The organism is Sporosarcina sp. P3 (genome assembly GCF_002743415.1).
Taxonomy (GTDB): Bacteria; Bacillota; Bacilli; order Bacillales_A; family Planococcaceae; genus Sporosarcina; species Sporosarcina ureae_A.
In genome coordinates, this window is record NZ_PDZE01000001.1 from 215,263 (window position 1) to 239,315 (window position 24,053).

Consider the following 24,053-nt stretch of genomic DNA (forward strand, 5'->3'; position numbering starts at 1 on the left):
AGGAAATCCAGTTTACACGAATGAAGAAAAATTACATGATAAGCATCTATATTACAAGTTAAATAACTTTAGTAACTAATAGTGTAAATATACACTATTGATGTAAAGGAGGAATAAAACGTTGAATAAGCAGACGGTTATGAACTTAGTGTCACCTCGCTTGAAGTTAATTCGAACAGAAATGGACTATACGCAAGATCAAATGGCGGAGATCATAGGCATCTCAAAAAAGACGTTAGTGCAGGTAGAGAAAGGTCGACAGGAAATTAGTTGGGCTACGACAGTAGTGGTTTGCGCATTATTTCGCGAGAGCGCTCTATTGCGATCGGTCATGGGAGAAGATCCAATTGAGTTGGCTGAAATCGCAGTACATGCAGAGATTCACTCGCGAGAAACCGCTGCGAGTGCGTCGATTAACTGGTGGACGGAGATCGGACAATGGCAGCAATATAAATTGCAGCAACATACCGCAGGTGGACATTATCGCATAATCGGAGCGGATCATAAGCGTTTATTTAGTACGGGAAATCGTGAAAAAGCTTTAGCTGAATTTAAAAAATATATGGACATACTCTAACCATTATATGAAAATAACGTATGAAAAACAGATAAAAACCGGCTGTACTCTTTTAAGAGTGAGCCGGTTTTTCCATGTGAAATGAAAATTTTTGAGTGGTTGTCCATATGCCTTTTTCGTATGTTCGCTCTTCGAATTTTACGTGATCTTCGCTATCTATTGTCAGCACCGTCGTGCAGCGTGTGCCATAGTCTTTTGACGCGATAAATATCGAGGATAGTAAACTTTCGAGATCTTCACCGACGCCAGTATCAGGCAGTTGGTCGGTCGGAAATCGTTCCGCTCGTTGCATCATACCGAATAATACATCCGGATCGACCGTCTCCGTTTGCTCCAAATATTTCGCCAACAAAGCTTTCGTTTTATCCACTTTAGGCCACGAAGTATTCAGAAAGGCATTACTAAGTCCGTGTGTGCCATGGGTTAGCTGTTGGATCGATTGCTCGATGTTCGAGTAATAGAACATCTCTTTAGCTGACCCAGCCAGTACGTTGCAGCCAGCGTAATCCTCTCGGTTTGTATGCAGTTGCTCCATGAACGCACGTGCCGATAGCTCCGATTGTAGATAGGAAGAGACGATGTGACCGCGTGAGAGTTTACCTGTTTCCGGTCGTGTGAAGTCACGATAATTTGTCAGTGCAGCGACTTTCCCTTGTTTCGTAATACCGAGCCACGTGCCCATTTGTTCGAGGTCGCGTCCTGCTAAAATGTCTGGATGATCGCTCCAGAAGTTGGCGGGTGCTGTCGGACGTCCGTACGCTTCATCTCGGTTCGCCATCATGACGAGTTGATACTTTGGATGGCTTTGCAATTGAAATGCCAGTAAACACATAATGTCACCCCGTTTGTGTATGTATAAAATCAGTGTATCACGTGCGAATTTGTTTGGCGACTGTATGATAGTGCTGTAAACAAGAGGAGCAAACAAAATGATGTATTGTTTGCTGAACTATTGAAGTCAAGAAGTATACGGGGTATCATAGATCGTATTGGATAAACAAATGACGGCTTTGTTTGTTAAGGCTGAAAATATAATAGGAGTGTGGACTGCATGGAGTTTACGGAAACGTTCTGGGATGCTTCATTAACGGAATTGAAGCAAGGATATATAGAAAATTCTACATCGTACGATTGTTTATTATGTGGTAAACAAATCGAAAAAGGCGTGATATACCCGTACGAGAATGCGTTGTATGAGGCGGAGCGATTTATGCACGTGCATATCGAACATTCGCATCAGTCGGTATTTGCATATTTGCTTGAACTGGATAAGAAGTGGTCAGGGATTACCGATCATCAAGGTGATTTATTGCGTTTATTCTATCAAGGGAAAAGCGATAAAGATATACAAGAAGAACTGGAGATTGGCAGTGCGACGACTGTGCGACATCATCGCTTTGCATTAAAAGAAAAAGAACGACAGGCGAAAGTGTTCCTGGCGATGATGGAGTTATTGAAAGAACGTGATTCGTACGAGCAGGCGTTTATTCCGCCACATAAAGCGTCTCAACTATTCCACGATGATTACTTGGTGGCCGAGGATGAGCAACAAGCGATACTGCGGACATTTTTCCCTGAAGGAACCGATGGCCAGTTAAAAGAGATGCCATCGACGGAAAAACAGCGGCGGATTATTGTTCAGGAAATTAGTAAGCGCTTTGACGGAGATATTTCGTACAGTAAGCATGAGATGAATGATCGACTTTCCGAAATCCATGAAGAGTTCATTACGTTACGGAACTATTTAACGGAATATGGTTATTTCGGTCAGACCCGCAATGGCAGTCAATATTGGCTGAAGTGAGTGGCTCGCGCGAAACGTTTCGGGTTTAGAAATAGCGGAGGTGGGAAGACTAGGAGTAATCGCGAAAGGAGCGGAAATAAATGACTGCAAAAGACACAGTACAGAAGATCTTAGATGAAAGCATGATCGGAACGATGGCGACGGTGGATCATAATAAACCGTACAGCCGGTATATGACATTCATGAGTGATGGTTTGACTTTGTATACACCTACTAATAAACAAACCGAAAAGGTAGATGAGCTACAAGATAATCCGTATACGCATATTCTTCTTGGCTATGAAGGTGAAGGATTTGGCGATGCATTTGTCGAGTACTCGGGTCGTGTCACCATTTCCGATGACGACAGCTTGAGAGAGAAAATCTGGAACGATCATATGAAGCCATGGTTTGACGGTCCTGAAGATCCGAATCTAGTTATTTTAAAAATTGAACCCGAATCGATTCGTTTGATGAATAAATCGGGCCAACCCCCTGAAGATATTTCCCTGTAAATAATTACTATACCAAAAAAGTATACATGAATAGTATATCCCGAAAGTGAGAGGTCGCACTCTGATTTTCGGGATATTTTTGTCTAGTTGGAGAATTCACCACAAGTATGCGCAAATCCCGTGAATTACCATTGCTTGAACGCAATAAATGGGGTTATACTACTCATAAGAACACTTGTTCCTTTGAGAGGTGAATGCTAGATGAAGCCATTACCGAATAGAAAAATTGCATGCCTCGATATGCGCAGCTTCTACGCGAGCTGTGCTGCGGCAATGGAAGGACTCGATGTAATGGAAGTGCCGATTGCGATTGTCGGCAATATCGAAAGAAAAGGCGGTGTCGTACTGGCTGCTTCACCGCCATTGAAAAAACGATTTGGCGTGAAGACCGGTATGCGACTATATGAGATTCCAGACGATCCAAGTATTCATTTAATTGAACCGAAAATGCAGTTTTACATCGATGTGTCGATGGAATTAACAAAATTGTTGAACCGCTATGTGCCAAAAGAAGCGATTCATGTGTACAGTATCGATGAAAGTTTCGTCGACTTTACGGGTACGGAAAAGCTGTGGGGACCTCTTGAGACGTTGATTTTCCGAATTCAGGATGAGTTGTACCGACAATTCGAGTTGCGTTCAGCGTGCGGAGTCGGGCCGAATATGTTGCTGTCGAAGCTTGCGTTAGATCTAGAAGCGAAGAAAACGGGGATTGCGCATTGGACGTATGAAGATGTGCCAAAGAAGCTATGGCCTATTGCTCCGCTTCATAAAATGTGGGGCATCGGTAAGCGAGTGGAGCGAACACTGGAAGATATGGGCATTTATTCAGTCGGTGATCTCGCACACACACCGCTTGAGAATTTGGAGAAGAAGTTCGGTGTGATGGGCAATCAACTGTATTATCATGCGCACGGTATCGATTATTCCGACCTCGGTTCCGTGTTGATCGAGGGGCAAGTGAGTTACGGCAAAGGCCAGACATTGTTGCGCGATTACACGAAGACTGACGAAGTGTTGGCTGTTTTGCTTGAGATGTGTGAAGATACGGCGATGCGCGCGCGGCTTGCGAAAAAGAAAGGGCGCACGATTACATTGTCGTTCGGTTATTCAAAGCACGCACTCGGTGGCGGCTTTACGCGTCAAAAAACGTTAGCGGACGCGACGAATGAAACGATGGCAATTTATCGTGTCTGCCGAGAACTGTTTGAGACATTCCATGACGGGCGTCCCGTGCGCCATATTTCCGTCAACTTGTCGAATCTCGAAGAACATGACAGTTTTCAGCTCAGTTTATTCGAACCGATGAACTGGAAGCAACAGAAACTTGGTCAGGTGATGGATGAAATTCGCGTGAAGTATGGATCTGCCGCGATTCTTCGTGCAGTGTCCGTTACGCCAGGCGGTACAGCGTATAGAAGGAATCAATTAATCGGTGGTCACTATAAATAAAAACTAGTCGAATGAAGTCGTATCATCTCGCTATTATAGAAAGGATTTAGTTCAAATGCTGAAATATCCCAGTCCCGGAACTTTCGATATGCTAGAAGTTTTGCTAAACTCAAATAGCGAGCATGGTAAAAAATACTGCAAGAGAAGTGGTGCAGAACGAAGGAGGAAAGCCAGTGAAAGTATTACTGGATTTACGCTGGTTTTTTTCTGAGAGAAAAAAACAATACAGCATAGGGATCACAGCCCTGATGATTGTTGCGTTACTGCAACTGGCACCGCCGAAAATTATCGGCTTTATTGTCGACGCGGTGGCGAAAGATGAATTGACCGCGGAGATGCTGACGCGCTGGATGATTATTCTGGCAGTAGCGGGAATCTTGATGTATGTCTTGCGCTATATTTGGCGCGTGATGATATTTGGCTCATCGGTATACCTCGCACGCGTCATGAGAGAGCGTCTATTTACACACTTCACGCGCATGTCGCCTTCATTTTATCAACGACGACGTGTGGGAGATTTAATGGCGCACGCAACGAATGATATCAATGCGGTGCAACAAACGGCGGGGTCAGGAATTCTGACACTTTTCGATTCCATTTCGACAGGCGGTTTCGTCATCTTGATGATGGCGTTTTCGATTAGTTGGAAGTTAACACTGATCGCTCTTTTACCGATTCCAGTGATGATCATCCTGACAAGTTATTATGGACGATTATTACGTAATCGATTCCGCGTGGCGCAGGAAGCATTCTCTGATTTGAACGACAAAGCACAAGAGAGTATTTCAGGCATTAAAGTGCTGAAGACGTTCGGTCAACAAAAAGAAGATGTCGAATCGTTTACGAAACGTTCGGAACAAGTCGTCAAGGAAAATATGCGCGTGGCGAAAGTGGATGCGTTGTTTGACCCGACGATTGCAGGGATTTTTGCGATCTCATATGTGCTATCCTTTTATTTCGGCACACGCTTCATTTTATCAGGTGAGTTGTCGATCGGGGATTTGGTTGCGTTCACTTCTTATTTGGGCCTGTTAACATGGCCGATGCTAGCAATTGGTTTCTTGTTCAATATTGTTGAACGAGGAAATGCATCGTACAGCCGAATCCAGGATTTACTTTCGGTTGAGCCAGGCATCCAAGATCGTCCGAATGCGGTGAGTCAATTGCCGCAAGGAGATATCGTCTTTGATATCGATACGTTCAAGTTCCCAGACGATAAGCGAGCATCACTGCGTAATTTACACTTTACGATCAAGCAAGGAGAGACACTTGGCGTGATCGGAAAGACCGGTTCAGGGAAAACCGCGATTCTCAAGTTATTAATGCGAGAATTCGAAGGGTATACAGGAAAAATTACGTATGGAGGCATTCCGATTACGCGGTATAAGACGGAATGTTTGCGCCAAGCAATCGGTTATGTGCCGCAAGACCATTTCTTGTTCTCGACAACACTTGGTGAAAATATTGCCTTTACAAACCCAAAGATTGATCCAGAGAAAATTGTGGCGGCTGCGAAATCTGCCCATATTCACGAGGATATTCTGACGTTTGAAGAAGGCTACGGGACGATGGTTGGAGAACGTGGTGTATCGTTATCCGGTGGACAGCGCCAGCGCGTGTCGATTGCACGTGCGTTGCTCATGGATCCGGAGCTATTGTTGCTGGATGATTCATTATCCGCAGTGGATGCCCGGACGGAAGAAGCGATTCTTCGTTCATTGAAAGAAGAAAGAACGGGGAAGACGACCATTATTACGTCGCACCGATTAAGTGCTATTCAGCACGCTCATCAGATTATTGTTCTCGATGAAGGAGAAGTCGTTGAAATTGGCGACCATGACAGCTTACTCGCACAAAACGGGATGTATAAAGAAATGTACGATCTGCAACAGCTAGAGTCGATCGTAGAGCAAGGGGGCGGCGCAGATGAATAACAAACAGAAGATGTCCGCCAGAGATCAGTTCAAAACGTTCATGCGGCTAGCGAAATACGTCTTGCCGATGAAGAAAAGTGCGCTGATTGCGATTCTATTATTGCTGTTGACGGTGACATCGACGATTCTTGGGCCCTTAGTGATCCAGCGATTCCTCGATGACTATGTCGTACCACTAGACTTCCCAGTGAAAGAAGTATGGATCATTGCACTCATTTACATCGGGCTACAACTCGTCAACATTGTCGGGTCATATTTCCAAACATTGCGATTCCAGGAGCTCGCACTCTCCATTATCCAGCAAATCCGGATCGATGCATTCTCGAAAGTCCAGAAGCTTGGACTACGGTATTTCGATCAGACACCTGCTGGCGGAATCGTTTCACGTGTAACGAATGATACAGAATCGATTAAGGAAATGTTCGTCAGTGTGGCGGTTACGTTCATGCAGGCGATCTTTGGAATTGTCGGCGTCTATATTGCGCTCTTCACGCTGGACGGGAAACTCGCGCTTTATACGCTGATCCTATTGCCGCTATTCGTAATTCTTGTATCGGTCTATCGCTATTACAGTGCGGACTTCTATCAAGATATCCGCGAACGGCTCAGTCAGCTGAATGCGAAAATCTCCGAGTCATTGTCTGGCATGGATATGATTCAGGCCTTTCGCCAGGAGAAGCGCTTATCTGACGAATTCATTGAAGTCAATGAAGGGCATTACCGCGTCGGATTGCGAAATATTCGTTTTGACAGCTTGATGCTTGGGCCATTCATCGACTTGATGTATGCAGGTTCGATCGTTGCAGTACTCAGTTATTTCGGAACGGCATCGCTTACGTCGGTCGTCGACGTCGGGATTATTTATGCGTTCACTACATTGCTAAGACGTTTATTCCAGCCGATTAATCAAGTGATGCAACGTTTGTCGATGTTCCAGCAAGCAATCGTATCCGCGTCACGAGTTTTCGACCTGATCGACAACTCAGAAATTGAGCCAAAGCAAAAAGCACTATCTGATCAGAAGATCCAAGAAGGTACGATCGAATTCCGTAATGTGACGTTTAGTTACGATGGCAAAAATGATGTATTGAAAGATATTTCCTTTACCGCGAATGCAGGCGAAACAGTCGCACTTGTCGGTCATACAGGAAGCGGAAAAAGTTCGATCATCAATTTATTCATGCGTTTCTATGAATACGAGCGTGGCGACATCTTCATTGATGGGGTATCGCTAAAAGAGTATCCGATAGAGGAATTGCGGAAGAAAGTAGGTCTCGTCCTGCAAGATCCGTTCATGTTTTACGGTGATGTCGCAAGCAACATCCGATTGCATAACGAAGAGTTAACAGATCAAGATGTGCGAGAAGCTGCAGAGTTCGTCCAAGCCGATCACTTTATTGAAGAGTTGCCGAACGGCTATGAACAGAAAGTGACAGAACGTGGTTCGACGTTATCGAGTGGACAGCGTCAGTTGATTGCTTTCGCCCGGACGATTGCCATGAATCCAAAAGTTCTTGTGCTCGACGAAGCGACAGCGAATATTGACACAGAAACGGAAGTAGCCATCCAGAAAAGTTTAGAGAAGATGCGCGAAGGTCGTACAACGATTGCGATTGCTCACCGTCTAAGTACGATTGCGGATGCAGAATTAATTCTCGTACTCCACCACGGCGAAATCGTCGAACGTGGGACACACGCGGAATTACTTGCGCAAAAAGGCTTGTACTACACGATGTATGAATTGCAAAACGGCGCGCAAGTGTAAGTTTCCGTGATTGTCAAAAAGATTTCACAATCAAATGGAGCGTAATCTAGCCTCTTGTTTGGTACGATAGAGTGGGAATGTTGGCGTCCGCCGACATTCTACTTGTCCTACTGTTAAAGGAGGAATTTTGTTGGGGACGGATGTTAATATTTTCTTTGCGTTTGGAGCAGGTTTCCTGAGTTTTATTTCTCCATGCGTACTGCCACTATACCCGGCCTTTATATCGTATATCACCGGCATGTCACTAGATGAACTCGGAGATAAGAAAAAAGGAATGAACCGTGCGGGCATGTTGCACACGTTGTTCTTCTTACTTGGATTCTCAATTGTATTCATTATATTAGGATTCAGTACGTCCTTTATCGGGTCCATCTTCTTGCAATATCAAGATTTAATTCGTCAGGTAGGCGCGATTTTCATCATCATCTTCGGACTGATGACGATTGGATTATTTAAACCAGAATTTCTCATGCAAGAGAAAAAGCTACAATTTAAGAATCGTCCCGCGGGTTACTTCGGTACGGCGCTGATCGGTCTAGCATTTTCTGCTGGATGGCAGCCGTGTATGGGGCCAATCATCGGTGCCATCATCTATCTGGCTGCGACGAATCCGGCATCTAGTATGTTGTATATGATGCTCTACGTACTGGGTTTCGCGATTCCATTCTTCTTCTTGTCATTCTTCATCACAAGAATTGGCTGGATCCGCAAACACAGTATGAAGATTACGAAAGTAGGCGGCTACTTGATGATCGTCTTCGGTATCATACTGTTCTTTAACGGAATGGTCTATTTCACAAGTTGGCTCAGCCCCATTTTTGGCGACTTCCAAGGCTTTTAATGTAAGCTGGTAAGCAGAAAAGAGGTGTATGATGAAAGAAATTACTTCTTTTGACGAATGGCAGCATGTATTGAATGAGACGCCACAGTTTCTGTTGTTCGTGAAGACGAATAATTGCTCCGTCTGTGAAGGGCTTTATCCGCAAGTGGCGGCACTCGAAAGTGAGTATCCATTTGACTTCTATCGGGTGAACGCAGCAGAAGTTCCAGAAATGGCAGGACAATTATCACTCTTCACGGCACCGGTCGTCTTGTTATTTAACGAACAGAAAGAGTTGACGCGTTTCGCACGGATTGTTCCGATGAATGATTTGAAGAAACGTCTCGATGAGCTGGTGCAGTGGGGGAACGTAGATGCATAAGATACAAGAACTGATAGATTATGTCTTCACAAGTATTCCTTCGATTTACTTAATCATCGGTTCGACGGTAATTTTCGTCGTCATGACGACAATTGTCTACACGATGCGAGCGAAGGCGTCGAACAAGCCGATTGTGGCGAAGAAAATCATCTTACCGCCACTGTTCATGTCGACGGGAATGTTCATGTTCTTATTCGACGAATTCCGTGTGCCATGGACACAAGTGCTCGAGGCGAGTCTCGTAGGGCTACTATTTTCTGCGTTTTTGATTTACACGACAACGTTCGAGATTAAGAACAACAGGATCTATATGAAGAAGTCGAAAGCATTCCTGATCATCTTGCTCGGCCTGCTAGTCATTCGCATGGTCGGCAAGATCGTCCTCAGTAACACGATCGATATCGGTGAGCTCGGCGGCATGTTCTTCATCCTCGCATTCTCGATGATTCTGCCGTGGCGAATCGGTATGTTGGCGAAGTTTAAGAAGCTTGAGAAGAGTATAGTATGAAAGAAGTCGTCCTTGTGGCGGCTTCTTTTTTATGTTTGGAAATGAAAATAGAAGGCTGGTATTCGTTTTAAGTAGGGGATTTCGATACCTTGCAACGTAAGGCGTATATACATAGTGTGGGTCGTAGAAGTTAAGAAAGTAAATAGCTCTGAGGCCCGTGCACTGAAAGTAAGTTTACAGGCTATAATCATCAATGTAAGGATGGCAATGGAAGATGGGGGCGACTCCCGGAGGATTAGTCCGATCAGGTGAGACAATCAAAGGGAGCTTGCGACCTGATTGGCTCACCGCGGGCCGTCCCTCATCTGTAGTTGCCATCCCATGATGTATCTTTCTCTGACACAGCTAGTAAACCTAATCTTACAACCACGCAAAAAAACAGGATGCCTCCTTCACTAGGGGGCATCCTGTTTCTATGTTCACGTAAATAAATGTTCATACGGCTGAATATCAATTTCCATCTGGTTCAGCTTCTTGCGCAAGAAATTATGGTCGCGCTTTGGTGTAGCTAAAATATAACCTTTGATAATATGATCAAACTCAATAGTTTTAGCGCGGTCTTCTAACGCAATCTCACCGATCTTGGCACCGATCTTCTGCTTCGCCACGTCGCGGAACAACTCCGGCACAGGCGTAACCAGTTCGTTGAGCATACTTTTCGCTTCGTCATTCCATAAATGCAACGACTCATTGACATAATGCTCTTCCCAATCCAGCGTCGATTTTCCGTCTTCTTTCGGCAATACTTTTAGGAATTTCCGGAACATAAAGAACCCACCGATAGCGAATAAGCCGATCATCACAATACCCCAAAATATAATAAACCACATAAATAGGTCTGGCACGGTTTTTTCACCTCTTCCATTCTACCTTCCATTATAAAAGCAATTGAGAAATATTTCACTAACAAAGTATCCTTTTCGAGATTTCTGTCTATATAGGGGATGAAAGGAGGTGATACACATGGCAGCAGCACTAGAATTCAGCCAGGCTACGGCAAAGATCCACTTTAATGCAGGCGCTAACGAGAAAGGCCACTTCATTCGCAAAATTAAAACGTACAAATTCATCAATGATGATGCAACACCAGCAAATATGTACACCGCTTTGACACAACTTGCTTCCCTATCAAGCTACCCATTAATTCAGCTCGAGAAAGTTGTAACAGAAGATCTTCATAACTAAAACCGTACAGGAGGAGAGCGCACATGGCAAAAGTATTGGAATTAACCTTTTTAACCGCGGCGAATAAGCCAGTGAAATTAACGGTAGATGAACCGCATGAAGACCTTACGGAAGGGCAAGTCGAAGCGGTGATGCAGCAAGTGATCGCAAGCAATATCTTCCTCATCGAAGAATCTCCACTTGCTACGATCAAAAGCGCACGAATTGTCGCGCGTGATACACAAAATATCGTCAGTCGATAAGGGGTGGCCGGTTTTCAGTTACGTACTGGAAGCCGGCCTTTTCATTGAATGAAAACAGAAGAGGAGGAGTGAACAATGGAGGACTGGCTACAGCTTATACAAGATGTCGGATTTCCGATATTCGTATCGTTTTATCTACTACATCGTTTGGAAATAAAGTTAGAGGCGATTCATGGCGTTCTCTCGGACATCAAAAACAGATGACTTCATAGGAACTTCATGATTCTGACATGAATTAGCCAAAATGCGGGACGCCTTCACCTTGTATGCGTTGTCAACTTTCGTTATGATAAAGTGACTATAACAAGGTGGAGGAATCGAAAATGTATAAAAAGCTTTTGGTACCGTTGACACTTATATTCGTGCTGATGTTGAGTGCGTGTGGTGGAGGTTTTAAACCGGACCATAAATATAAAGTAGATTCATTTGAATTTACTAACCAACACAATGAAACGATAACCGATGAAGATTTGAAAGGCTCCGTATGGCTGGCACAGTTCGTATTCACAAACTGTACAACCGTTTGTCCGCCAATGATGAGCAATATGGTGACGTTGCAAGAAAAATTGATAGACAATAAGATCGAGGATTACAATATCGTGTCATTCAGTGTAGACCCGGATGTGGATACACCGGAAGAACTAGCGAAGTATCTCGACATGTTTAGCGCGCCAGATGAAAGTAAGTGGCAGATGTTGACAGGATACGAAATGAAGACCATTGAAAAAATGGCTGCTTCATCGTTTAAACAACTAGTGAAACAAATTCCTAACGACGATCAAGTCATCCACGGCGTCTCTTTCGGCTTGGTGAATCAAAACAATGAAGTAGTAAAATTATACGGTGGGAACGAAGATGTAGACTATGATACAATCGTAAAAGACATAAAAGCCCTCATCAAAGAAGGCAAGTAATCACTAAAAGGGGTGAGGCAATGAAGAAATTAAAGAAAAAGAGACTCAGTCGATCGGGACGCGTTATGGTCGCTTTTTTAGTTTTATTAGTACCTGTTGCTGTCACACTCTTTACGATTTCCGCCATTCTTTGGGTGAATTTCGGAAAACACGACACCATTACAGAAACTGCTACAGCGTTATTTCATATTCAAGACCGTAAAACGGGAGAAGCCGTACCACAAGAATTTATTCCAATCTATATCGAAGCAGCAAAAGAATACAATATTCCTTGGACATTACTCGCAGCACACCACCGCATTGAGACTAGGTTCTCTACAATGAAAACCGACGTCTCGCCTGTTGGAGCGGAAGGACCGATGCAGTTCATGCCGTGTACGTTCGTTGGCTGGGATTATCCTGGTTGTAAGGAGTTAGGCAAAGGAGAAATTCCTGAACGCGACAAAATTGATCCAGCTGTCATCGATCAATACGGTGGCTATGGTATCGATGCGAACGGTGACGGAATAGCAGATCCATTTGATATAGAAGATGCCATTTTCAGCGCGGCCCATTATCTATCAGATAGCGGGGCAGCGGACGGGAATATAGAAAAGGCAGTTTTTACCTATAATCATAGCGAACAATACGTAGAAGATGTATTGTGGTATTACCGTGAGTTCGAAGAGCAACGCATAGCATCAGAGAAGCGAGTGAAGAAATAAACGTAGAGCCCACCGAATTTGGTGGCTCTGCGTTTTTTTATTTTGTATGTATTTATTAGATACAATTTAAAAAGCGGGGCGATAGAGCGGTTCCAGGTCGTGATAGAGCGCATAACGTAAAGTATGAGCGGTGACGGGCTGTCATAGAGCGGTTGCCAACTACTATAGAGCGCTTCGCGGCGACCATAGAGCGGTTACGCATGAATATTGAGCGTTTAGCTGAATGAATAAGCGAAAAAGCGAACTCGTAGGATATTCATTTCCAACACGAAAAAAACGTGGAGATCACCAAATGGCATCTCCACGTTTTGATGTTTAGTTTTATGAAGCTTTGCGCATACTCTTCATAATCAAGCTAACAATGAATACAAGTACGATCGCACCGATTAATGCAGGTAGGAAGTAGAAACTAGAGATCTGTGGACCCCATTCTCCTAATAGTGCACCACCAATCCATGCACCTACAATACCTGCAATGATGTTACCGATAATACCGCCGGGAATATCTTTACCTACAATAAGTCCAGCTAGCCAACCAATGATACCTCCGATAATTAAGAACCATAAAAAGCTCATGTTGCTCATCTCCTTTTCAATATGTTATGTAGCTCTCGCTTAGTATTGGTATTGCCATTTATTTAATACCTCAAACATTTTTCGATAAAAAAAGTTCAGCCGGGGAAAAAACTCGCTGAACTTTTAGATGGTTTTATTTAGCTATGACGGTTGCGCCCAATGTGTGTTGGAAGTGGGAGAGAGCCCAGTCGTGGCCTATCGCATTGAAACTTGCGACGCCGCCTTCGTGGATGACCATCGTGTAACCAAGGTTGTACGCATCAACTGCAGTATGTAAAATGCAAATATCCGTACAGACACCCATAAGATGGATTTCCGTAATACCGCGGGCACGCAATTGAATATCGAGGTCTGTTCCAGCGAATGCACTGTAGCGTGTTTTATCCATCCAGATGATCTCTTGGTTGTGTTCGGTATACAGATCATGCAGTTTTCCATAAAGATTTCTGCCTTTCGTGCCTCGAATGTTGTGAGGAGGGAATAGCTTGCTTTCAGGATGATACGGATCATGTATTTCATGCAAGTCGTTGATGACGAATACCGGCAATTGCTGTTTCAAATAATCTGCTGCTTGATCGACAATATAGTCCTCAAGAGCGATTCCTGGCTCACCGCAAGTCAATGCACCGTCCTTCGCAACAAAATCTACTGTATAATCTACAATGAGTAACGCTTTCTCCATATAAAACATCTCCTTTCCTTTAGTTTCTCATAGTGGCGGCTCGGTGTCTAAACATATGTAAAGACATCTTTGCCTTCATTAATTTAGATCAAACATAAAATAATTATTTATCGTTTTCTAGAATAACGATATACAGTAAATGACATAAACGACATTTCTATACGTAAAAGATGCGCTATTTGAGAATGATAATGACTAATTGAGAATACTTAACGATATTTCGATTAGTCATAAGCTTTTCTTATGTATACCTATAATTTATATGTATTTTACTATTGTTCTTTGATATACTAAGATGGAATAGAGGAAAGATGTAAACTTTTCGTCTTTCAGTACATAAAGGGAGGAAACATAAAAATGGCAAAAAGCAATTTGCATAATAGCCGTCAGTCTTTCACAGTAAACGACAAGACGTATAACTACTACCGTTTGAAAGCTTTAGAAGAAGCAGGACTAACAAAAGTATCGAAACTTCCTTATTCCGTAAGAGTATTACTAGAATCCGTACTTCGTCAACACGACGGATACGTAATCAAGGATGATCATGTTGAAGATTTAGCAAAATGGGGCACTGTACAAAACGCAGACGCTGAAGTTCCATTCAAACCTTCACGTGTAATCCTACAAGACTTCACAGGAGTTCCTGTTGTAGTAGACTTAGCTTCATTGCGTTCTGCAATGAACGAACTAGGTGGAGATCCAAACGAGATCAACCCGGAAATCCCAGTGGATCTAGTAATTGACCACTCGGTACAAGTAGATAGCTATGGTACGCAACAAGCTCTACAAATGAATATGGAACTTGAATTCGAACGTAATGCTGAGCGTTACCAGTTCTTGAGCTGGGCACAAAAAGCATACGATAACTACCGTGCAGTACCACCTGCAACAGGTATCGTTCACCAAGTAAACCTTGAATATCTTGCAAACGTTGTTCACGCTGTGGAAAACGAAGATGGATCATTCGAAACATACCCAGATACATTAGTTGGAACGGACTCCCACACAACTATGATCAACGGGATCGGCGTACTTGGATGGGGTGTTGGTGGTATCGAAGCGGAAGCAGGCATGCTTGGACAACCTTCATACTTCCCAATTCCAGAAGTTATCGGTGTAAAATTGGTTGGAGATCTTCCAGACGGAACAACTGCAACTGACTTAGCGCTTAAAGTAACTCAAACCCTTCGTGCACAAGGCGTTGTAGGTAAATTTGTTGAGTTCTTCGGCCCAGGTGTTTCTAAATTACCACTTGCTGACCGTGCGACAATCGCAAACATGGCGCCTGAATACGGTGCTACTTGTGGATTCTTCCCGGTTGACGAAGAGTCACTTAATTACATGCGCTTAACAGGCCGTGACGAAGAGCACATTGCAGTAGTCAAGCAATACTTGATCGAAAACGATATGTTCTTTACTCCTGAAAAGGAAGAGCCGTCATTCACTAAAGTTGTAGAAATCGACCTTGGCGATATCGCTGCAAACCTTTCAGGACCAAAACGTCCACAAGACTTGATTCCATTGACTGAAATGCAACAGTCTTTCAAAGACGCAGTTGTAGCGCCAGAAGGAACACAAGGCTTTGGCTTAACTCCAAAAGAGCTTGAGAAAAAAGGTACAATCAAGTTCGAAGACGGACGTAAAGTAGAGCTTAAAACAGGTGACGTTGCGATCGCAGCTATCACTTCTTGTACAAACACATCTAACCCTTACGTCATGTTAGCGGCTGGATTGGTTGCGAAGAAGGCTGTTGAAAAAGGACTTACGCCTCCTGCATACGTGAAAACTTCATTGGCACCAGGTTCAAAAGTTGTTACAGGCTACTTGAATGAATCAGGCCTATCTGATTACATGGATCAAATTGGATTCAACACAGTAGGTTACGGATGTACTACATGTATCGGTAACTCAGGTCCATTACTTCCAGAAATCGAAAAAACAATTGGTGACGAAGATCTTCTAGTTACATCTGTCCTTTCAGGTAACCGTAACTTTGAAGGCCGCGTACACCCATTCGTAAAAGCGAACTACTTGGCTTCACCTCCACTAGTTGTAGCATATGCACTAGCTGGAACAGTGAACATTGACTTCGCTAAAGATCCAATCGGCACGGACAAAGACGGCAATGACGTATTCTTCAAGGACATCTGGCCTTCTACACAAGAAGTCAACGATGTATTGAACGCGACAGTTACACCTGAGTTGTTCCGTAAAGAATATGCTCGTGTATTCACTGAAAACGAAGCGTGGAATGCAATTGAGACGACTGACGATTCTCTATACAATTTCGATGAGTCTTCAACATATATCCAAAACCCACCGTTCTTCGAAAACCTTTCGAAAGAACCTGAGGATATCCAGCAGCTTAAAGGCTTGCGTGTAATCGGTAAGTTCGGTGATTCTATCACGACTGACCACATTTCACCTGCTGGCGCAATCGGTTTGAACACACCGGCTGGAATTTACTTGCGTGAAAACGGCGTAGAGCCACGTAACTTCAACTCGTACGGTTCACGTCGTGGTAACCACGAAGTCATGATGCGCGGAACGTTTGCGAACATTCGTATTCGTAACCAAATCGCAGCTGGCACTGAAGGTGGATTCACTACGTACTGGCCAAACAAAGAAGTTATGCCGATCTATGATGCAGCAATGAAGTATCAACAAGACGGTACGGGTCTAGCTATTCTTGGTGGTAAAGACTACGGAATGGGCTCTTCACGTGACTGGGCAGCAAAAGGTACGAACTTGCTTGGCATTAAAACAGTTATCGTAGAAAGCTTCGAGCGTATTCACCGTTCGAACCTAGTGATGATGGGTGTACTTCCACTTCAATTCATCAATGGTGAAAACGTTGAGTCTCTAGGCTTAACTGGTGAAGAAGAAATCAGTGTCAATATCGCTGAAGGCGTAAAACCACGTTCAATCCTTAAAGTTACAGCGAAAGCTCCAGACGGCAAGGAAACTGAATTTGAAGTACTAGCTCGTTTCGACTCTGAAGTTGAAGTGGACTACTACCGTCACGGCGGAATCCTTCAAATGGTTCTACGTAACAAATTAGCAGCAAAGTAATATGGAATAAATAAGGATGCCCGGCATTGCCGGGCATCTTTTTTGCGTGTTTTACAAGTAGAAGAATGGAGCAATAGTGAAAACCGTCACGCAGGCGCTCTTTAATTCACGTAAAGCGCTCATTGTTCATACGTAACTGCTCTTATCCAACTCGTAAGCGCTCTATCAGAATCCGCAACCGCTCAAACCCAACTCGTAAGCGCTCTATCAGAGACCGCACTCGCTCATACTCAACCCGCAACCGCTCTATCAGAATCCGTACCCGCTCATACTCAGCCCGTAAGCGCTCTATCAGAATCCGTGCCCGCTCATACTCAACCCGCAACCGCTCTATCACAGTCCGCATCCGCTCATACCCAACCCGTAAGCGATCTATCACAGTCCGTATCCGCTCACAACCTCACATCTCTTACCGTAAAAAACTCAAATGCACACCCCCCAACCGCGTCTCTCACCATATTTTCCACCCCATCCTAATGTCTATCACAAGCAATCCACTTTCCCATTCGCTATACTAGACCATGAGGTGATTATATGTTTACCAGTGAAAAAGAAATCGAAGTACGATACGCAGAAACCGATCAGATGGGCGTCGTGTATCATGCCAACTATTTAGTTTGGATGGAGATCGGCCGTACTGCGCTGATCAAAGACCTCGGATACGAATACGCACAGCTCGAGCGCGACGGTTACTTAGCGCCTGTAACCGAGCTGTCAGTAAAGTATAAGGCGGCAAGTACATATGGTGAGACCGTTACAGTCAAAACATGGGTGGAGTCTCACGGCAAGCTACGTACGGTCTATGGCTACGAGATCCTACATGCGGATGGATCGATTGCGGCAACGGCTGTTACCGAACACGTAATAGTCAAAAAAGAAAATTTCCGTCCCGTGTCACTACGCAAAATTCATCCAGAATGGGACGCGGTGTACACGAAAATTCAGCGAGGCGAAAGCTAGTGGCATTCGGAATTAATCGAAAGCAATTAACGGAGTGGAAAAACGCGGTGCAACGTGAGGAAATTGCCTTTTTGACACATTATTGGCTAGACGACCGGTTCCCGACAGTAAACACAGTCACGAAAGCGGGTTGCAGTAATGTGGAAAAGCTCATACAGTGGGGAAAACAGTATGGTTTGCAACCGGAATGGATCCACGCACGCGAAGAATACCCACATTTTGATCTGCTCGGTGAACGTCAAGTGGAGATTTTAAAGCAAGAAGGGCAATTACATCAATTAACCCAATTAAAAAATGGTAAGCATAACTCTTTATAGGAGTTGTGCTTACCATTTTATTTGTCATTTACGCTACATGATAGTCAAAGGATAACTCTTCCGTTGACGTATCCACATCAATATGCAGGTCATGTCCATCGAAGAACCATACATCGCGTTCTTCTACGTAATAATGCACACCGTTAACGATAGTTTCGACTACGAGTTCGTCTGGTTCTTCTTTCGTAACCCCTATAGAAAAGCCTTCATGCAACGGGCTCGACCCGCCGTAACGCGCGAAAAATTTAACATAATCACCCGTAGCGACTTCCATCTCTTCTTCAAACCATTGAATTGCTTGTTCGGATAGGTGAATATTCATGCTTTATACGTCCTTTCCAGTGGAACAACCTATAGCCATTTCACTTTCGGCTCGGTCCCATTTTTAATTCGACTAATATTGTCTCGATGGCGATAAAAAATGAAGAAACCCATCAATGCGACGACTAAAAATAAATAAAAGTCGCCACCCATAAAGAAATAAATCAGACAGTATAGTGGTCCCATGACCGATACGATGATGGATGTTAACGATACCATTTTCGTTAGTTTTAACGCAATTAAAAACGTAATGATGACCAATAAGAATATAGGCCAATTATAGCCAAGTAATACACCGCCAGAAGTTGCCACGGCTTTGCCACCTCGTAAACCTGCGAAAATAGGGAAGATGTGCCCAAGTACGGCGACGATTCCGAGAATCAACGGATGAATCGCTGTATCGTGAAAAAATGGCAATAACGGCAATAGTACAGCCGCTGTTCCTTTAAAGATGTCCAGCAGTGTGACGACGATGCCAGCTTTTTTTCCAAGTACCCGAAATGTATTCGTCGCGCCCATGTTTCCACTGCCGTGCTGCCTGACATCTGTTCCGTAAAAAAGCTTGCCGATCCAGAGTGCGGAAGGGATGGAGCCAAGCAAATAAGCTGCCAGAATGATAACGTAATTTTCCATAGTGAACCCCTTTATGCATGATAAACGATTTTATTATTAGTGTAGCAGATGCATAAGTTCTGGACAATAATAGAATTCTAGAGGAAGATAAAGAACAGCCGAAAAACGGAATTTCCGCATAAAACGTTCGGCACGTTGTCATCGTTTGCTCGTTGCATTCCGTACATTTCTTCTATACAATAGGTTGAGCTGAAACAAAACGTTGATTTGACAAGGTTTATCAGAAGATGTATGATTAAAATAACAGAACATTTGTTTGACGGGGGTTTCATTTTGGCGAAACAGAAAATACAAAATACGTATGATGATAGTTCCATTCAAATTTTAGAAGGCTTAGAAGCGGTACGAAAAAGACCGGGAATGTACATCGGTTCGACCGATACGAGAGGTCTGCACCACTTAGTTTACGAAATCGTCGATAACTCGGTGGATGAGGCGCTAGCAGGCTTCGGTAACGAGATTGATGTTACACTCCATAAAGACGGCAGCATTAGCGTACGAGACTATGGACGTGGTATGCCGACAGGAAAGCACGAGTCAGGGAAACCGACTGCTGAAGTTATTATGACTGTATTGCACGCAGGCGGAAAGTTCGGACAGGGTGGCTATAAAACGAGTGGCGGCTTGCATGGTGTTGGGGCATCCGTTGTCAATGCATTGTCCGAATGGCTGGAAGTGACGATCTATCGTGACGGCAAAAAATTTCTTCAGCGCTTTGAGCAGGGTGGCAAACCGGTAACAACACTTGAAGAAATCGGTAAAACTAGAGAAACCGGAACGATGATCCATTTCAAACCGGATACGACGATCTTCTCTACGATCAAATATCAATATGACACACTGGCAGAAAGATTGCGTGAGTCCGCTTTTCTATTGAAAGGCTTAAAGATTACACTAAAAGAAGAAGGTACGGACAAGCAAGACATCTTCCATTACGAATCCGGTATCGAAGCATTTGTTGCTTATTTGAACGAAGAAAAAGAAGTACTGCATGACGTAGCGTATCTTGAAGGCGAAGTGGACGGCATTGAAGTCGAATTTGCATTCCAGTTCAGTGATGGCTATGCCGAAACGATTCTTTCATTCGTCAATAACGTTCGAACGAAAGACGGTGGAACGCATGAAACCGGTGCAAAAGCCGCGATGACACGTGTGGTCAATGAATACGCACGTAAAGCGGGCTTGTTGAAAGAAAAAGATAAGAATCTCGATGGCTCAGATATTCGGGAAGGGATTGCCGCGATCGTTTCGGTTCGCATACCGGAAGAAATCCTGCAGTTTGAAGGGCAAACGAAAGGAAAACTCGGTACGAGTGAAGCGCGAACGGTGACAGATGCCGTCATATCGCAAAAAATGCTGTATTTCCTTGAAGAAAATGCGGAACTGAGTGCAAATCTTGTCCGTAAAGCAATTCGTGCCCACCAAGCACGTGAAGCTGCACGAAAAGCGCGCGAAGATGCGCGTTCAGGTAAGAAGCGCAAGAAATCCGATACCTTGTTATCCGGTAAATTATCCCCGGCACAATCCCGTAACGCGGCGAAGAATGAATTATATCTCGTAGAGGGTGACTCAGCCGGCGGTTCAGCAAAACAAGGCCGCGATCGTACGTTTCAAGCCATTTTGCCGCTCCGTGGTAAAGTCATCAATACAGAAAAAGCGAAACTAGAAGACATTATGAAAAATGAAGAAATCAACACGATTATCCATGCAGTAGGTGGTGGAGTGGGTGCCGATTTCCAAATTGAAGATGCCGCGTACGATAAAATCGTGATTATGACGGATGCCGATACCGATGGCGCGCACATTCAAGTGTTGCTCTTGACGTTCTTTTATCGCTATATGAAGCCGTTAATTGAAGCAGGCAAAGTATATATCGCACTGCCGCCTTTATTCAAAGTATTTAAAGGAAGCGGTAAAAGTGAAAAGCTTGCCTATGCGTGGACGGATGACGATCTAGAAGAAGCGATCGAAAAAGTCGGGAAAGGCTATATGCTTCAACGCTATAAAGGTCTAGGTGAGATGAACGCGGATCAATTATGGGAAACGACGATGGATCCATCGACACGGACGTTGATTCGTGTGACGATTGAAGATGGGGCGAAATCCGAGCGCCGGGTGACCACATTGATGGGAGATAAAGTCGAGCCACGTCGTAAATGGATTGAAGAAAACGTCGATTTCGGCTTGATTGAAGAACATAATATTTTAGACAATGCATATATACATGTTGAGGGGGATACGGAATGACACAGTCAGAAACGTTTCAAGATCTGCCCTTGGAAGAAGTAATTGGTGACCGTTTTGGGCGTTATAGTAAATACATTATTCAGGACCGTGCGATTCCCGATGCACGGGACGGGTTAAAGCCGGTGCAACGTCGTATTTTGTATGCGATGTTCCATGAAGGCAATACACATGATAAAGCATTCCGTAAATCCGCCAAAACGGTCGGTAACGTAATCGGTAACTATCATCCGCACGGTGATACGTCCGTTTACGATGCGATGGTTCGGATGAGTCAGTCATGGAAACTGCGTCATGAAATGGTAGATATGCAAGGAAATAACGGTTCGGTCGATGGAGACTCCGCGGCCGCCATGCGTTATACCGAAGCTCGACTTTCTGCTATTGCGAGTGAAATGTTGCGTGATATTCGTAAAGAAACTGTCGATTTTGCCTTTAACTTTGATGATACGGAACTGGAACCTACTGTTTTACCGGGACGTTTTCCGAATTTGCTAGTCAATGGTTCTACAGGGATCTCTGCTGGTTATGCAACTGATATTCCGCCTCACGCACTGCATGAAGTCATCGATGCGGCCTTAATGCGCTTAAAGAAGCCGGACGTCAGCGTAGATGAGCTCATGACAGTCATTCCTGGACCTGATTTCCCAACAGGTGCGATCATCCAAGGAACAGATGGAATCCGCACTGCCTATCAAACTGGCAAAGGGCGTTTCATTATTCGTGCGTTGTGGGAAATCGAGCAGTTAAAAGCAGGTAAATCTCAGATTGTCATTACGGAAATCCCGTACGACGTCAATAAAGCGAATTTAGTGAAGAAAATGGATGAACTGCGCCATGACCGTCGATTGGAAGGTATTGCGGAAATTCGTGATGAATCCGACCGTACCGGCATGCGAATTGTCGTCGAGTTGAAGAAAGAAATTGACGGCACAGCGATCATGCAGTATTTATTGAAGCATACAGATCTACAGATCACATACAACTTCAATATGATCGCCATTGCGGGCAGACGTCCGATGTTGATGTCACTACCTATGCTTCTGGATGCGTATATTGATCACCAAAAAGACATTATTACACGACGTTCCAACTTCGATATCCGCAAAGCGAAAGAACGACTACATATCGTAGATGGCTTAATGAAAGCTTTATCGATCCTGGATGAAGTCATTAAGACAATTCGCGCGTCAAAAGATAAAAAGGACGCGAAATTAAACTTAATCAATGCATATGAATTCACTGAAGTACAAGCGGAAGCCATTGTTTCCTTGCAATTATACCGATTGACGAACACGGATATTACGGAATTAAAACGCGAAGAACAAGAGCTTCGTGACTTGATTAAAGAATTAGAAGCGATCCTAGCAAGTGAGGCTAAATTGATATCCGTTTTGGTAAAGGAACTTAAAGGGATTCGCAAGCAATTTTCTGAGCCACGTCGTTCGGTCATTGAAGAAAAAATCGAAGAGCTGAAAGTGGATCTCGATATTCTCATTCCGAGCGAAGAAGTCATGGTATCTGTCACAAAAGGCGGCTATGTCAAACGTACAAGCATGCGTTCTTACTCTGCGTCAGGTGGAAAAGGTCAAGAAATGAAGGAATACGATTATAACCTAATCGAATCTGCCATGAATACACAGCATCACTTGCTGTTGTTCACATCACTCGGCAATTACATCTACCAACCGGTCCACGAGCTGCCAGAGATACGCTGGCGCGATTTAGGGCAGCATTTATCTAGCATTTGCGGACTCGAGCCAGGCGAAGAGCTAGTAGACGTGATTGCCCTTGAGAAATTCGATGAAAACAGCAGCGTGTTAACTGCTTCATCCAACGGAAATGTGAAAATATCGAAACTAACTGACTTCCAAGTGCAACGATTTAACCGTTCATTCAAAGCGATGAATATCAAAAAAGACGATCGACTCGTAGGTGCACGGGTGATAACGGGTGAAGAAGACGTATTATTAGTTAGTAAACAAGCATATTCTCTACGATTTTCGTTGTCAGAACTTGCCATTACTGGGATCCGGACAGGCGGCGTAAAAGGAATTAATCTGAAGGCTGAAGACGAGCTGGTGGCGTTTGAAGTCATTACCCCACAAACACGCAATATCTTTATTGCCACACAGCGCGGCTCTGTGAAGCGTATGAATATTTCCGAATTTGAAGTGAGTTCTAGAGCGCTTAGAGGCGTAACGATAGTGAAGGAATTGAAGTCTAATCCGCATCGAGTGATTGCAATGAAGACAGTGAAAGACGATGAAGAAATGGTTTTGCTGACAACACGGAATCATAATGTGGAGATTGATCCGATGTCGTTGAAGAATACGACTCGTCAATCCACGGGAAGTGCTGTCGTAGATGAAGCGAAGGACGGCAAAGTTGTCCAAGTGTCTACGGTTAAAAAAGAAAGTAAATAAGTGCATATTCATGGAGCTGTCCGGCTAGTCGAACTATAACG

At 44.0% G+C, this 24,053-nt stretch carries 25 protein-coding genes; 19 read left to right on the forward strand and 6 right to left on the reverse strand.

Features of this window, described 5'->3' with window-relative positions; all coding sequences use genetic code 11:
* Nucleotides 1-121: 121 nt before the first annotated feature.
* Nucleotides 122-577, forward strand: a complete 456-nt coding sequence (locus CSV61_RS01085) for a helix-turn-helix transcriptional regulator (protein WP_099637761.1) — start codon at nucleotides 122-124, stop codon at nucleotides 575-577.
* A 52-nt stretch (nucleotides 578-629) separates the two neighbouring features.
* Here the strand turns inward: CSV61_RS01085 and CSV61_RS01090 are convergent, their stop codons facing one another.
* Nucleotides 630-1,409 carry an NRDE family protein gene (locus tag CSV61_RS01090; RefSeq protein ID WP_099637762.1) on the reverse strand — a complete coding sequence of 260 codons (780 nt, stop codon included), beginning with the start codon at nucleotides 1,407-1,409 and terminating at the stop codon, nucleotides 630-632.
* A gap of 219 nt (nucleotides 1,410-1,628) precedes the next feature.
* On the opposite strand from CSV61_RS01090, the gene CSV61_RS01095 reads away from it, so the two are divergent.
* From CSV61_RS01095 to CSV61_RS01130, 8 genes are all read left to right on the forward strand, one after another.
* The gene (locus CSV61_RS01095) at nucleotides 1,629-2,381 is read left to right on the forward strand and encodes a DUF2087 domain-containing protein (protein WP_099637763.1); all 753 of its coding nucleotides are present in this window, start codon (nucleotides 1,629-1,631) and stop codon (nucleotides 2,379-2,381) included.
* A gap of 80 nt (nucleotides 2,382-2,461) precedes the next feature.
* The gene (locus CSV61_RS01100; RefSeq protein ID WP_099637764.1) at nucleotides 2,462-2,875 is read left to right on the forward strand and encodes a pyridoxamine 5'-phosphate oxidase family protein; all 414 of its coding nucleotides are present in this window, start codon (nucleotides 2,462-2,464) and stop codon (nucleotides 2,873-2,875) included.
* Between the two features lie 201 nt (nucleotides 2,876-3,076).
* A complete protein-coding gene (locus tag CSV61_RS01105; protein ID WP_099637765.1) occupies nucleotides 3,077-4,327 on the forward strand; it encodes a Y-family DNA polymerase in 1,251 nt (416 codons plus the stop codon).
* Between the two features lie 173 nt (nucleotides 4,328-4,500).
* Nucleotides 4,501-6,261 (forward strand): ABC transporter ATP-binding protein, encoded by a 1,761-nt coding sequence (locus CSV61_RS01110; protein ID WP_099637766.1) that lies wholly within the window; start codon nucleotides 4,501-4,503, stop codon nucleotides 6,259-6,261.
* On the forward strand, nucleotides 6,254-8,026 hold the full coding sequence (locus CSV61_RS01115; protein WP_099637767.1) for an ABC transporter ATP-binding protein: 1,773 nt from the start codon (nucleotides 6,254-6,256) through the stop codon (nucleotides 8,024-8,026). Before CSV61_RS01110 ends, CSV61_RS01115 begins: the two co-directional genes overlap by 8 nt.
* A gap of 130 nt (nucleotides 8,027-8,156) precedes the next feature.
* Nucleotides 8,157-8,867, forward strand: coding sequence for a cytochrome c biogenesis CcdA family protein (locus CSV61_RS01120; protein WP_083030982.1), 711 nt, complete (start codon nucleotides 8,157-8,159; stop codon nucleotides 8,865-8,867).
* 31 nt (nucleotides 8,868-8,898) lie between these two features.
* The gene (locus CSV61_RS01125) at nucleotides 8,899-9,228 is read left to right on the forward strand and encodes a thioredoxin family protein (RefSeq protein ID WP_099637768.1); all 330 of its coding nucleotides are present in this window, start codon (nucleotides 8,899-8,901) and stop codon (nucleotides 9,226-9,228) included.
* Nucleotides 9,221-9,736 carry a CcdC family protein gene (locus tag CSV61_RS01130; protein ID WP_099637769.1) on the forward strand — a complete coding sequence of 172 codons (516 nt, stop codon included), beginning with the start codon at nucleotides 9,221-9,223 and terminating at the stop codon, nucleotides 9,734-9,736. Before CSV61_RS01125 ends, CSV61_RS01130 begins: the two co-directional genes overlap by 8 nt.
* A gap of 419 nt (nucleotides 9,737-10,155) precedes the next feature.
* On the opposite strand, the gene CSV61_RS01135 is transcribed toward CSV61_RS01130, so the two are convergent.
* Nucleotides 10,156-10,566: a DUF2621 domain-containing protein gene (locus tag CSV61_RS01135; protein ID WP_037561795.1), complete on the reverse strand. Its 411-nt coding sequence runs from the start codon at nucleotides 10,564-10,566 to the stop codon at nucleotides 10,156-10,158.
* Between the two features lie 133 nt (nucleotides 10,567-10,699).
* Between CSV61_RS01135 and CSV61_RS01140 the strand changes: the two genes are divergently transcribed.
* The 5 genes from CSV61_RS01140 to CSV61_RS01160 all read left to right on the forward strand — a co-directional run bounded on the left by CSV61_RS01140 (nucleotide 10,700) and on the right by CSV61_RS01160 (nucleotide 12,781).
* Nucleotides 10,700-10,921 (forward strand): DUF1659 domain-containing protein, encoded by a 222-nt coding sequence (locus CSV61_RS01140; RefSeq protein ID WP_083030991.1) that lies wholly within the window; start codon nucleotides 10,700-10,702, stop codon nucleotides 10,919-10,921.
* A 23-nt stretch (nucleotides 10,922-10,944) separates the two neighbouring features.
* Nucleotides 10,945-11,163 (forward strand): DUF2922 domain-containing protein, encoded by a 219-nt coding sequence (locus CSV61_RS01145; RefSeq protein ID WP_083030993.1) that lies wholly within the window; start codon nucleotides 10,945-10,947, stop codon nucleotides 11,161-11,163.
* 75 nt (nucleotides 11,164-11,238) lie between these two features.
* Nucleotides 11,239-11,367 (forward strand): YvrJ family protein, encoded by a 129-nt coding sequence (locus tag CSV61_RS01150; protein WP_083030996.1) that lies wholly within the window; start codon nucleotides 11,239-11,241, stop codon nucleotides 11,365-11,367.
* A 119-nt stretch (nucleotides 11,368-11,486) separates the two neighbouring features.
* The gene (locus CSV61_RS01155) at nucleotides 11,487-12,077 is read left to right on the forward strand and encodes an SCO family protein (protein ID WP_099637770.1); all 591 of its coding nucleotides are present in this window, start codon (nucleotides 11,487-11,489) and stop codon (nucleotides 12,075-12,077) included.
* 20 nt (nucleotides 12,078-12,097) lie between these two features.
* Entirely contained in the window at nucleotides 12,098-12,781 is a 684-nt protein-coding gene (locus tag CSV61_RS01160) for a lytic transglycosylase domain-containing protein (RefSeq protein WP_099637771.1), read from the forward strand.
* Between the two features lie 321 nt (nucleotides 12,782-13,102).
* Here CSV61_RS01160 and CSV61_RS01165 read toward each other — a convergent pair whose 3' ends face one another.
* Nucleotides 13,103-13,357, reverse strand: coding sequence for a GlsB/YeaQ/YmgE family stress response membrane protein (locus CSV61_RS01165; RefSeq protein WP_083031005.1), 255 nt, complete (start codon nucleotides 13,355-13,357; stop codon nucleotides 13,103-13,105).
* Nucleotides 13,358-13,490: 133 nt separating this feature from the next.
* Nucleotides 13,491-14,039 carry a cysteine hydrolase family protein gene (locus CSV61_RS01170; protein WP_099637772.1) on the reverse strand — a complete coding sequence of 183 codons (549 nt, stop codon included), beginning with the start codon at nucleotides 14,037-14,039 and terminating at the stop codon, nucleotides 13,491-13,493.
* A gap of 357 nt (nucleotides 14,040-14,396) precedes the next feature.
* Between CSV61_RS01170 and acnA the strand changes: the two genes are divergently transcribed.
* The 3 genes from acnA to CSV61_RS01185 all read left to right on the forward strand — a co-directional run bounded on the left by acnA (nucleotide 14,397) and on the right by CSV61_RS01185 (nucleotide 18,388).
* The gene (acnA, locus tag CSV61_RS01175; RefSeq protein ID WP_099637773.1) at nucleotides 14,397-17,111 is read left to right on the forward strand and encodes an aconitate hydratase AcnA; all 2,715 of its coding nucleotides are present in this window, start codon (nucleotides 14,397-14,399) and stop codon (nucleotides 17,109-17,111) included.
* A gap of 534 nt (nucleotides 17,112-17,645) precedes the next feature.
* A complete protein-coding gene (locus CSV61_RS01180; RefSeq protein ID WP_099637774.1) occupies nucleotides 17,646-18,071 on the forward strand; it encodes an acyl-CoA thioesterase in 426 nt (141 codons plus the stop codon).
* Nucleotides 18,071-18,388, forward strand: coding sequence for a hypothetical protein (locus tag CSV61_RS01185; RefSeq protein ID WP_083031015.1), 318 nt, complete (start codon nucleotides 18,071-18,073; stop codon nucleotides 18,386-18,388). The genes CSV61_RS01180 and CSV61_RS01185 overlap by 1 nt, the downstream gene beginning before the upstream one ends.
* A gap of 28 nt (nucleotides 18,389-18,416) precedes the next feature.
* Here CSV61_RS01185 and CSV61_RS01190 read toward each other — a convergent pair whose 3' ends face one another.
* Both CSV61_RS01190 and plsY read right to left on the reverse strand, forming a co-directional pair.
* Complete coding sequence (locus CSV61_RS01190) at nucleotides 18,417-18,710, reverse strand: HesB/YadR/YfhF family protein (RefSeq protein ID WP_099637775.1); 294 nt, start codon at nucleotides 18,708-18,710, stop codon at nucleotides 18,417-18,419.
* Between the two features lie 29 nt (nucleotides 18,711-18,739).
* Complete coding sequence (gene plsY / locus CSV61_RS01195) at nucleotides 18,740-19,342, reverse strand: glycerol-3-phosphate 1-O-acyltransferase PlsY (protein WP_099637776.1); 603 nt, start codon at nucleotides 19,340-19,342, stop codon at nucleotides 18,740-18,742.
* A gap of 231 nt (nucleotides 19,343-19,573) precedes the next feature.
* On the opposite strand from plsY, the gene parE reads away from it, so the two are divergent.
* Both parE and parC read left to right on the forward strand, forming a co-directional pair.
* Nucleotides 19,574-21,589 carry a DNA topoisomerase IV subunit B gene (gene parE / locus CSV61_RS01200; RefSeq protein WP_233193468.1) on the forward strand — a complete coding sequence of 672 codons (2,016 nt, stop codon included), beginning with the start codon at nucleotides 19,574-19,576 and terminating at the stop codon, nucleotides 21,587-21,589.
* Complete coding sequence (gene parC, locus CSV61_RS01205) at nucleotides 21,586-24,012, forward strand: DNA topoisomerase IV subunit A (protein WP_099637778.1); 2,427 nt, start codon at nucleotides 21,586-21,588, stop codon at nucleotides 24,010-24,012. The genes parE and parC overlap by 4 nt, the downstream gene beginning before the upstream one ends.
* Nucleotides 24,013-24,053 lie beyond the last annotated feature (41 nt).

What these genes read in the sequence shown, in the direction of transcription:
- CSV61_RS01180 (WP_099637774.1), top strand. Translation starts at nt 17,646, where the DNA reads ATGTTTACCAGTGAAAAAGAAATCGAAGTACGATACGCAGAAACCGAT.
- CSV61_RS01150 (WP_083030996.1), top strand. Translation starts at nt 11,239, where the DNA reads ATGGAGGACTGGCTACAGCTTATACAAGATGTCGGATTTCCGATATTC.
- CSV61_RS01095 (WP_099637763.1), top strand. Translation starts at nt 1,629, where the DNA reads ATGGAGTTTACGGAAACGTTCTGGGATGCTTCATTAACGGAATTGAAG.
- parE (WP_233193468.1), top strand. Translation starts at nt 19,574, where the DNA reads ATGATTAAAATAACAGAACATTTGTTTGACGGGGGTTTCATTTTGGCG.
- CSV61_RS01160 (WP_099637771.1), top strand. Translation starts at nt 12,098, where the DNA reads ATGAAGAAATTAAAGAAAAAGAGACTCAGTCGATCGGGACGCGTTATG.
- CSV61_RS01105 (WP_099637765.1), top strand. Translation starts at nt 3,077, where the DNA reads ATGAAGCCATTACCGAATAGAAAAATTGCATGCCTCGATATGCGCAGC.
- CSV61_RS01115 (WP_099637767.1), top strand. Translation starts at nt 6,254, where the DNA reads ATGAATAACAAACAGAAGATGTCCGCCAGAGATCAGTTCAAAACGTTC.
- parC (WP_099637778.1), top strand. Translation starts at nt 21,586, where the DNA reads ATGACACAGTCAGAAACGTTTCAAGATCTGCCCTTGGAAGAAGTAATT.
- CSV61_RS01170 (WP_099637772.1), bottom strand. Translation starts at nt 14,039, where the DNA reads ATGGAGAAAGCGTTACTCATTGTAGATTATACAGTAGATTTTGTTGCG.
- CSV61_RS01165 (WP_083031005.1), bottom strand. Translation starts at nt 13,357, where the DNA reads ATGAGCTTTTTATGGTTCTTAATTATCGGAGGTATCATTGGTTGGCTA.
- CSV61_RS01140 (WP_083030991.1), top strand. Translation starts at nt 10,700, where the DNA reads ATGGCAGCAGCACTAGAATTCAGCCAGGCTACGGCAAAGATCCACTTT.
- CSV61_RS01125 (WP_099637768.1), top strand. Translation starts at nt 8,899, where the DNA reads ATGAAAGAAATTACTTCTTTTGACGAATGGCAGCATGTATTGAATGAG.
- CSV61_RS01155 (WP_099637770.1), top strand. Translation starts at nt 11,487, where the DNA reads ATGTATAAAAAGCTTTTGGTACCGTTGACACTTATATTCGTGCTGATG.
- CSV61_RS01190 (WP_099637775.1), bottom strand. Translation starts at nt 18,710, where the DNA reads ATGAATATTCACCTATCCGAACAAGCAATTCAATGGTTTGAAGAAGAG.
- CSV61_RS01100 (WP_099637764.1), top strand. Translation starts at nt 2,462, where the DNA reads ATGACTGCAAAAGACACAGTACAGAAGATCTTAGATGAAAGCATGATC.
- plsY (WP_099637776.1), bottom strand. Translation starts at nt 19,342, where the DNA reads ATGGAAAATTACGTTATCATTCTGGCAGCTTATTTGCTTGGCTCCATC.
- CSV61_RS01135 (WP_037561795.1), bottom strand. Translation starts at nt 10,566, where the DNA reads ATGTGGTTTATTATATTTTGGGGTATTGTGATGATCGGCTTATTCGCT.
- acnA (WP_099637773.1), top strand. Translation starts at nt 14,397, where the DNA reads ATGGCAAAAAGCAATTTGCATAATAGCCGTCAGTCTTTCACAGTAAAC.
- CSV61_RS01130 (WP_099637769.1), top strand. Translation starts at nt 9,221, where the DNA reads ATGCATAAGATACAAGAACTGATAGATTATGTCTTCACAAGTATTCCT.
- CSV61_RS01090 (WP_099637762.1), bottom strand. Translation starts at nt 1,409, where the DNA reads ATGTGTTTACTGGCATTTCAATTGCAAAGCCATCCAAAGTATCAACTC.
- CSV61_RS01145 (WP_083030993.1), top strand. Translation starts at nt 10,945, where the DNA reads ATGGCAAAAGTATTGGAATTAACCTTTTTAACCGCGGCGAATAAGCCA.